Raw genomic sequence first — 6,503 nt, forward strand, 5'->3', positions numbered from 1 at the left:
TGCAATACTTCTTAGAGGTAATTTATGACCGTTATGAGCTTCCTGTTATGGTCGTTGAGAATGGTTTAGGAGCAGTTGATAAAATTTCTTCTGACGGTAAGATTCACGATGATTACAGGATTGACTACTTAAAGCAACATCATAATTGGGTGCATTAACCGTAAAATTTGATCAAGGATCCAGATCAAGTTGGTTTGTTTTCTTGTCTTTAATTCCTTATTATCACCGTTTAAAGCAACTTTAGAAATTTCCCCTCCAATTTGTTTTTTCCTCCCCATGGATCAATTAATCAAGGAACCCTCAAAAGGGCACATCCCTAATTATTACCATAGGTGTGTTATATGTTGTTAAACACCGTTTAATAGTATACAAAAAAGCTTGTCCATTGACAAGCCTTTTGAACATTAATTTCCGCAATGATGGTTGCTTTGATAATATTCGCTAACGATTACACCATGAGCTTTCAAATACTGATTCTTCTTAGCCCGGGACTGGTGTTTAAAATGATATTCGGCACTTAGGGCGGCATGCTTATTAGTAAAAGTTTCATAATAAATCAGGCGAAGCGGGTGCCGACTCTTTACCCGGGTGTACTTCGCTCCACGGTAAGCCTGGTGAACGGCCAAACGATGGTCAACATTATTAGTAAAGCCACAGTAAAGGGTGTCATCAGCACAATAAAGAACGTACATGTAATAATGCTTACTGCTGGCCATAAAGCAGCGCCTTGACTTCCGGTCGGTATGTGCCATCTTCATCATTCACTATCAGTGGTGGAACCACCTTCATCCCACCAGGCTTGCCATCCTTGATGACTTCCAATAGGAGCATATTAGCATCACGATCCGGCTTAGGATGAATAAAGCGGATTCGTTTCGGAATCAGACGCCATTTCGTTAGCGTGGTCAATATTTCTACGAGCCGGTCGGGACGATGAACCAGGTAACCGTGACCATTCATTTTCAACAAGCCGCTCATTTGCTTAGCCACCATCTGGAAATTAGTGGTAATTTCATGACGGGCAATTGCCAAGTAACGGTTTGGATTTTTCTTGCTCTTGGCAGTCACCGGAAAATACGGTGGATTACACAGGACGACATCAGCCGAATCCTTGGGAATCTGGTTAAAGACATCCTTAATATCCATATTAAAAACCCGGTAACGATCAGCTAATTTGTTCAATTCGATGCTCCGCCGCGCCATATCCGCAATTCGTGGCTGAAGCTCAACTTCAGCAAAGGTTCCACCTAATTTATGGTGGAGAAAAAGACCAATGGCCCCATTCCCCGCACAAAGGTCAACCGTTTTTAGCTTGTGACGATGGTTAGGACGGACAAAATCGGCCAGCAAAACGGCATCTAGCGAAAAGGCAAAGCAAGACGGGCTCTGGATAATCTGCACATCTTGACTATAAAGCTGGTCGATTCGTTCATCATCCCTTAAAAGTGTTGATGATTCCATAAAATAATTTCCTTTCATTGCTTTCCTTGCATCTTTGACATTTTTTCGTCATACTTAAAAGCTAGATAAATAATTTATAATGATTGGAAGAAACAAAGATGCTTTATAATTTTCTGATAAAGATCGTTGGCCCCCTACTCAACCTTTTTAATGGACGTGCCAAGATCTATAATCGTGAAAACCTGCCAGATGGTAACTACATCATCGTCGCGCCCCACCGTACTTGGATGGATCCAGTGCTGATCGCCCTTGCCGTTTGGCCAAAAAAGTTTAGCTTCATGGCCAAGAAAGAACTGTTCCATAACCCCATTGCCAATTGGTTTTTGCGGGCATTGAATGCTTTCCCGGTTGATCGTAAACATCCTGGCCCTTCTGCAATTAAAATACCGGTTCGGCTACTGCAAAGGACAGAGCTCTCAACGATTATTTTCCCGTCCGGTTCGCGCTATTCGGCAAAGTTAAAAGGTGGGGCCGTAGTGATCGCTAAACTAGCGAAGGTGCCCCTCGTCCCGGTCGTCTACCAGGGGCCGCTTAAGTTTGGACGGCTCTTTAGCCATCGTCATCCCCGGCACATTGCTTTTGGCAAGCCGATTTATATCGACCGTAAGATGCGCCTGACCGACGAAAATCAGAAAAAAGTTGAACAAGAGATGCAGGATGCTTTTGATCAGCTTGACCGGCAAATCAATCCTCATTATCACTATGTCATGCCACCCAAACCGAAAAACGATGATTTCTAAGATAATAAAAGGGATGCATTAGGCATCCCTTTTATTATTACTTACGGTTTGCTTTCCGCGCTTGGTTCTTCATGGTTTGCATCATTTGATGAAGCTTCCGGCTAGATGGCTTTTGCCCCATTTGTAGCATCATTGTCCGTAGCATCTCTTCAGAAATTGGTGGATTATTACGAAGGTAATTTTCCATATACTTACGGGCACCGAAGAAACCGACAAGCAGACCAACCAGTAAGCCCAAAATGGTCCATAAAATTGTCATACCCACGGTTAATTCCTCCTTTATTAGTTACCTATCCATCTTACACGAAAGATAGGCACTTGAAAAGGCTTAATCATCACGCAAACCCTTTTTACGCTGGATCTTACGGACTTTTTCTGGTGTCACTTCATTACCCTGATTATCAAAGATCCGCATCATTTCAATATTACTGCGCATTGCCTCTCGAAAGTTCTTGAGGTATTCACGACGTAAACGGGTTCGTTCACGAGTTTCCGCTTCTGTTAGCCCCTCTTTTTTATTTTTGTGGGCTAATTCATTAATTCGTTTTAAGAGCTGATCCTGTTCCTTTGACTCGGTCATTCTCGGATCCTTCCTTTCCTAAACTAACGGCTTGATTTTACCGAATTTAGAAATTAATTGCAAATCTTTCGTTTACGATTAGATCGTTGCGAACGTACGTTTGAAATACAAATTTTGCTATGGTATCCTTTACATAATAACTAATAATGAGGTGTCATTATGCCAAGAACTGCTAAAAATAAACAAATGGCGGTTTTAAGCTATATCCACAAGCAAGTAACCGAACATGGCTATCCGCCGACAGTTCGGGAGATTTGCAGTGCGGTGGGCTTATCCTCCACATCAACCGTTCACGGGCACATTACCCGCTTAATTGAGAAAGGATTTTTACGCAAGGATTCCGCCAAGCCACGGGCCCTTGAGATCACTCCCAAGGGACTGGATTTGCTCGGCGTGAAACCAATGCAAACTAAGATTCCGATCTTGGGAGTCGTGACTGCTGGGCAACCAATTCTAGCGGTACAAGATGCAACGGATTTCTTCCCGATTCCACCATCGATTCAGGATAATAACGATCTGTTTATGCTTAAGATCCGGGGTACTAGTATGATTAAGGCCGGGATCCTAAATGGTGACGAAGTAATTGTCCGTAAGCAGTCAACCGCTAAAAACGGCGATATTGTCATTGCAATGAACGATGATAACGAAGCTACTTGCAAGCGTTTCTTCAAGGAAAAAACTCGTTTTCGCTTGCAGCCAGAAAATGATACAATGGCGCCGATTTTCCTAAAAAACGTCAAAATTCTTGGTAAAGTTGTAGGGCTTTTCCGTGATCACATCTTTTAATCTTTACCAACACAATAAGCCCCCAGAGTTTGCTTAGTTGAACTCTGGGGGCTTTATTTGTACCTATTTCTGACGCCGGTAAATGCGCTGGTGATTTTGCTGTCCTGCTAAGACAAATGGTCGCCGATCATGGCTTAAATCAAATTGTCGATCAGCTGACTTCATACCCAACCGGCCATTAAAGAAGCGTTCATATTGATCAATGGAAACCTGATGACGGGTCTTAAGATCAGCCGCAATGTCATTCAAAGCGGTCGTAAAGCCCTCTTGGACGATTCCACTGTAGAATTCACCCTCGGCACCAGAGCCGTAACTAAAGAGGCCCAAACGGTCACCAGCTTTGACCTGGCCATTTTGCAGGAGTGACATCAACGCCAGGTAAAGAGAACCAGTATAAAGGTTGCCAACTTGACGGCAGTAAACCTGACTAGCATGCAATTGCTGCCGCATTCGTTGTGCCACTGCATCGGTTCGATCACCCAGCAAGCCTTCCAAAGCTTTCTTCCCCATTTTAGTAAACGGTAGGTGAAAGACAAGCCCGGCAAAGTCAGCCAAGGTTTGACCGGTCAGTTGCTGGTAACGAGTAAAGGCTTGGAGGAAGAAGTCGATGTAAACGTTAGTAGAATACTTGCCGTTCACGATCGCCTCGGTGGCATAAAGGGGCCGCCAAAAGTCCATGATATCTTTGCTGTAAGCCACCGTTGTCGGTTCGATCGCCAGAACGTGGGGATGGGCACTGATCAACATGGCGACGGCTCCTGCACCCTGGGTTACCTCACCAGGGGTGTTTAAACCATAACGCGCAATATCGGTTGCAATCACCAAAACCGTTTCCTGTGGATTGAAGGCTACCAGGCCACGGGCAAATTGAATGGCGGCTGTACCGGAATAACAGGCTTCCTTTAATTCAACGGTGCGAACAAAGTCATTGAGTCCTAGTAAGTGTTTAACATAAATTGCACTCGCCTTAGAATTATCAATTCCGGATTCAGTGGCCACCATGATTGTTGAAATACGCTTGGCAAGCGCGGGCGTTAGCAACTTAGCAGCCGCGGTCGCGCCGAGGGTAACGATATCCTGAGTTGGTGGAACAACCGCCTGCCGATCCTGGCCAATCCCAATGGTGTACTTGTTAGGATCAACGCCCCGCCGCGTAGCTAGTTCACGTAAATCAATATACTGATCCGTGGTTGCAAAAGCCATCTTATCAATTCCAATTTTCATTTTTCGTTCTCGTTCCTTCCATTTTATCCATTGTGGTATTTAGTAATGCATCAACCAGATTATTTCCCTGATTATCGGCATGACCTTTTGTCCAGTCAAAAGTTAAGTGGGCAAATCGTGGTAAAAGGGTCAACAAAGTTTGCCATTCTGCCTGGTTAGCGACTGGCTTACCAGATGCGGTTCGCCATCCTCGGTGCCGCCAACCATAAACCCAACCCTTAACAATTGGGTCTAAAACGTAATGTGAATCTAATGTTGCACTGATCGGTTGGTTATTCAAACGATGGGCAAGTAAATACCGAAGTGCCTGGATCAGCGCCGTAATCTCCATCTTATTATTGGTAGCACCGTATTCACCACCCGTCCCCGTTTGGCGGTGACCATGATAAACAATCAGGTAGGCCCAGGCTGCCTTATCGTTGGCCTTAACGTGCTGTCCCCGCTTGTTGCCATGGTTACGAGAACCACCATCTGTATATAGGTGAATTGCTGGACGTGACTGGCGGCTTGGCATCGTTAATTGAAGTTGCAGTTGCTCACTAGGACGTCGCTTTGAAGTATGGGATTGGTGTAACCATTCCTGGGCCGCCATTCGACTGGTAAAGCCCTTATAGACCGCTCCTGGATACCCGCTGACCTGTCGTTGACACTCTGGCCAAGAAGTATAAATTCCTGGTTGACGTCCATTTTTAACCGCATAATATTTTTTTACCATGATTTCCCAATCCTTTCAACGTCCAGTCAACAACTCACATATCCAATTATATACTAAAATTTTCAGATTAAAGAAAGGCCCCAACAGTTGTAAAACCGCTGAGGCCTTTCTCATTGCCCGCAACCATCCACCTGGTTTCGAAAAATAAAAGTAAATAAATTTGGGGAGGTTATTTACTCTTTGAATGGACTCTGCCACGAGCAATGACTTTTATTCAATTGTTATTCAACGTGTTTCTTCTTGGCAGCTAAACCAGCTAGGCCTAAGGCACCGGCTAATTCAATACCAGCGGCGCCCAAGATAGCAGCCTTGTTAGCTGTGTTTCCAGTTTGTGGCAAAGCAATATTATTGCCATTATCACTATTATTGGAACCAGTCGAAGTAGTAGTTGTCGTCGTAACCGTGTTACCAGCATTACCGGCAACTGATGCTGCATTGTTACCAGCGACTGCACTTGTTCCAGTAGTTTCACTATTACCACCAAAGTTAGCACCGCTATTGTTGGTGTTACCTTCAGTTGTTGCGGAACCAGTGCCGTTGGCCAGGCCAGTATTGCCAGTAGAAGTACCACTATTACCATTTACAGTGCTGTTACCGTTATTAGCAGTAGTACCACCATTATTAGTAGTACTGTTGCCATTCGTAGTACCACCTTGATTAATGGATGAACCATTATTGGCAGCTGATCCATTACCGTTATTAGAAGTACCGTTGTTATTTGCAGCACCACCATTGTTAGCAGTGGAACCATTGCCGTTGGTACTGTTATTCTGGTTGCCATTACCATTCTTGTTGTAAGTTATCGTCGTATTAACACTTGGGTTAGTTGGCGTAACTGTGCTGGTTGATGGTGTGTAGCCACTAATCGTTGGTACGGCTTCGTTTGGTACGACCTTGGTTGGATCATTCGGATCATTCCGGTAAGTTTGAGCATTGCCAATTGGATTACCATTCTGATCAACTGGGACAATCTGACCAAGCTTCTGGTAGGTTACGG

At 44.4% G+C, this 6,503-nt stretch carries 9 protein-coding genes and 1 pseudogene; 3 read left to right on the forward strand and 7 right to left on the reverse strand.

What is annotated here, in order from left to right; translation table 11 throughout:
* Positions 1-140, forward strand: a pseudogene (locus tag ACEYV4_RS08780) (family 1 glycosylhydrolase); the annotation flags it as partial.
* Positions 141-404: 264 nt separating this feature from the next.
* Here ACEYV4_RS08780 and ACEYV4_RS08785 read toward each other — a convergent pair.
* Complete coding sequence (locus ACEYV4_RS08785) at positions 405-716, reverse strand: GIY-YIG nuclease family protein (RefSeq protein WP_373842916.1); 312 nt, start codon at positions 714-716, stop codon at positions 405-407.
* Positions 703-1,461, reverse strand: a complete 759-nt coding sequence (locus ACEYV4_RS08790) for a tRNA1(Val) (adenine(37)-N6)-methyltransferase (RefSeq protein WP_373842917.1) — start codon at positions 1,459-1,461, stop codon at positions 703-705. Before ACEYV4_RS08790 ends, ACEYV4_RS08785 begins: the two co-directional genes overlap by 14 nt.
* 98 nt (positions 1,462-1,559) lie before the next feature.
* On the opposite strand from ACEYV4_RS08790, the gene ACEYV4_RS08795 reads away from it, so the two are divergent.
* Positions 1,560-2,201 (forward strand): lysophospholipid acyltransferase family protein, encoded by a 642-nt coding sequence (locus tag ACEYV4_RS08795; RefSeq protein ID WP_373842918.1) that lies wholly within the window; start codon positions 1,560-1,562, stop codon positions 2,199-2,201.
* A gap of 37 nt (positions 2,202-2,238) precedes the next feature.
* Here ACEYV4_RS08795 and ACEYV4_RS08800 read toward each other — a convergent pair whose 3' ends face one another.
* Both ACEYV4_RS08800 and ACEYV4_RS08805 read right to left on the reverse strand, forming a co-directional pair.
* Positions 2,239-2,460, reverse strand: coding sequence for a YneF family protein (locus tag ACEYV4_RS08800; RefSeq protein WP_373842924.1), 222 nt, complete (start codon positions 2,458-2,460; stop codon positions 2,239-2,241).
* 69 nt (positions 2,461-2,529) lie between these two features.
* Positions 2,530-2,781: a DUF896 domain-containing protein gene (locus ACEYV4_RS08805; protein WP_373842919.1), complete on the reverse strand. Its 252-nt coding sequence runs from the start codon at positions 2,779-2,781 to the stop codon at positions 2,530-2,532.
* A gap of 159 nt (positions 2,782-2,940) precedes the next feature.
* Between ACEYV4_RS08805 and lexA the strand changes: the two genes are divergently transcribed.
* Entirely contained in the window at positions 2,941-3,567 is a 627-nt protein-coding gene (gene lexA, locus ACEYV4_RS08810) for a transcriptional repressor LexA (protein ID WP_373842920.1), read from the forward strand.
* 63 nt (positions 3,568-3,630) lie between these two features.
* On the opposite strand, the gene ACEYV4_RS08815 is transcribed toward lexA, so the two are convergent.
* The 3 genes from ACEYV4_RS08815 to ACEYV4_RS08825 form a co-directional block, all read right to left on the reverse strand.
* Complete coding sequence (locus tag ACEYV4_RS08815; RefSeq protein WP_373842921.1) at positions 3,631-4,791, reverse strand: hydroxymethylglutaryl-CoA synthase; 1,161 nt, start codon at positions 4,789-4,791, stop codon at positions 3,631-3,633.
* Positions 4,775-5,506 (reverse strand): ribonuclease H family protein, encoded by a 732-nt coding sequence (locus ACEYV4_RS08820; RefSeq protein WP_373842922.1) that lies wholly within the window; start codon positions 5,504-5,506, stop codon positions 4,775-4,777. The genes ACEYV4_RS08815 and ACEYV4_RS08820 overlap by 17 nt, the downstream gene beginning before the upstream one ends.
* A gap of 221 nt (positions 5,507-5,727) precedes the next feature.
* On the reverse strand, positions 5,728-6,503 hold a 776-nt coding region (locus tag ACEYV4_RS08825; RefSeq protein ID WP_373842923.1), incomplete at its 5' end, for an LPXTG cell wall anchor domain-containing protein.

The organism is Limosilactobacillus sp. (genome assembly GCF_041859915.1).
Classification (GTDB): Bacteria; Bacillota; Bacilli; order Lactobacillales; family Lactobacillaceae; genus Limosilactobacillus.

What these genes read in the sequence shown, in the direction of transcription:
- ACEYV4_RS08785 (WP_373842916.1), bottom strand. Translation starts at nt 716, where the DNA reads ATGGCCAGCAGTAAGCATTATTACATGTACGTTCTTTATTGTGCTGAT.
- ACEYV4_RS08790 (WP_373842917.1), bottom strand. Translation starts at nt 1,461, where the DNA reads ATGGAATCATCAACACTTTTAAGGGATGATGAACGAATCGACCAGCTT.
- ACEYV4_RS08795 (WP_373842918.1), top strand. Translation starts at nt 1,560, where the DNA reads ATGCTTTATAATTTTCTGATAAAGATCGTTGGCCCCCTACTCAACCTT.
- ACEYV4_RS08800 (WP_373842924.1), bottom strand. Translation starts at nt 2,460, where the DNA reads ATGACAATTTTATGGACCATTTTGGGCTTACTGGTTGGTCTGCTTGTC.
- ACEYV4_RS08805 (WP_373842919.1), bottom strand. Translation starts at nt 2,781, where the DNA reads ATGACCGAGTCAAAGGAACAGGATCAGCTCTTAAAACGAATTAATGAA.
- lexA (WP_373842920.1), top strand. Translation starts at nt 2,941, where the DNA reads ATGCCAAGAACTGCTAAAAATAAACAAATGGCGGTTTTAAGCTATATC.
- ACEYV4_RS08815 (WP_373842921.1), bottom strand. Translation starts at nt 4,791, where the DNA reads ATGAAAATTGGAATTGATAAGATGGCTTTTGCAACCACGGATCAGTAT.
- ACEYV4_RS08820 (WP_373842922.1), bottom strand. Translation starts at nt 5,506, where the DNA reads ATGGTAAAAAAATATTATGCGGTTAAAAATGGACGTCAACCAGGAATT.